Annotated in this window: 1 protein-coding gene; it reads left to right on the forward strand. The window is 45.4% G+C overall.

Annotated elements, in window-relative coordinates; translation table 11 throughout:
• Positions 1-301: 301 nt before the first annotated feature.
• Positions 302-1549, forward strand: coding sequence for an IS110 family RNA-guided transposase (locus KXG62_RS33755; RefSeq protein ID WP_218096388.1), 1248 nt, complete (start codon positions 302-304; stop codon positions 1547-1549).
• Positions 1550-1651: the final 102 nt, after the last annotated feature.

Genomic DNA, 1651 nt, shown 5'->3' on the forward strand with positions numbered 1-1651 from the left:
TCATGATTATTTCCATTCCTTTCGCTTCGCTCAAGGCACAAAACGGAATGAAATCCGTTCGCCTTGAGCGGTTCTCTTGTATTCTAGAGATACAGAGATATCAGCACACTACAAATCACGCGGAGGTGAGTGGGCCACTCTATTGCAGGGTGACCGCATGATTATATGTGTAGGTTGTCTTTCCAAGCACAAATAAGTGTCGCTTCGAGCACGCAGACTTATCTTTGATAAACAACTCGTTTATTGCTGGACAATCAGTCCCTGCTGACTATCTCTGCATCATTCAGAAGGGAGTTCCTCTATGGCTTTAAAAATTGTCTACCCCATCTGTTGTGGCATCGACGTGCACAAAACCTTCGTCGTAGCGTGCATTGCTTCCACCAATAAGAAAGGCGTCACGACTTACAAACGCCATCGCTTTTCAACCTACACCCAAGGATTGAAAGAGCTGTCACAGTGGCTTTGTGAACATGACTGCAAGGATGTTTGTATGGAATCGACCGGAAAATACTGGATTCCCGTGTTCAACATTCTTGAACATTCCTGCAACATCACGCTAGCTCATCCGAAGTACGTCAAGGCCATTCGCGGCAAAAAGACAGACAAAAAAGATGCTCAGTGGATTGCTGATTTATTCAAACATGACCTTGTCGCTGGAAGCTTTATGCCTCCCTTGCCGATTCGACAGCTCCGCGACCTGATGCGCTATCGTTTCAAGCTGACGAACTTTTCCTCGAGCGAGAAAAATCGGCTACAAAATAGCTTGACGGTTTCGAATATTCAACTTGGAAATGTCGTTTCGGATACATTCGGCAAAAGCTCCATGAATCTTATCAACAAGCTGCTGGATGATCCGTCCGATACATCCTTTGACATCGAACCTCTCATTCACGGCTCCATGAAAGAGAAGCTTCCTGAACTGGAACTCGCGATTGATGGACTCATTACGGCCGAACAGGCTGGAAAAATCAAGGTCATTAAACAGCACTACGAAGACCTCGAATCCCGTAAAGTCGAGCTGGAAGCCATTATTCTTTCTCTTGCCGAGTCCTACTCAGAAGAAATTAACTTGATCTTGACTGTTCCGTCCTTCAAAAATATCTTTTCCGCCATTGCCGTGGTCTCGGAAATCGGTGTGAATATGGACGTGTTCCCGACAGCCAAGCACTTGTGTTCCTGGGCAGGACTGACACCCACAAATAACGAGAGTGCCGGCAAGAAAAAGTCAGTAAGGATTTCGAGAGCCGGCTGCTACATCAAGCCTCTTTTGGTACAGTGCTCCACCGCTGTAGTCAAAAGCGAAAAACATCCCGAAATCCGAAACCGCTACTTACAACTAAAAAAACGTCGAGGCCACAAACGCGCCATCATTGCCATTGCTCGAATGCTGTTAACAGCCATCTACCACATCTTGAAGAACAAAGAAGCGTATAATCCTGATTTATACAGAAAATCCGATGTTCGTCCAGTAAACCGTGAGATTACGGTAGAACAAGCCATTTTATTGGCTCAAGCCCAAGGTTACCATATTAGGGCGATTGCAACTTAACAGCTTACAAAAACCATATTTTACCATTAGGTCATCGCTTGGGTGGCTTGTTTGCTATGCCATTCTACTTGGGTGCGGTAAAGCAACGTCAATTTCAGACTT

The organism is Paenibacillus solanacearum (genome assembly GCF_910593845.1).
GTDB classification, from domain to species: domain Bacteria; phylum Bacillota; class Bacilli; order Paenibacillales; family NBRC-103111; genus Paenibacillus_G; species Paenibacillus_G solanacearum.

What these genes read in the sequence shown, in the direction of transcription:
- KXG62_RS33755 (WP_218096388.1), top strand. Translation starts at nt 302, where the DNA reads ATGGCTTTAAAAATTGTCTACCCCATCTGTTGTGGCATCGACGTGCAC.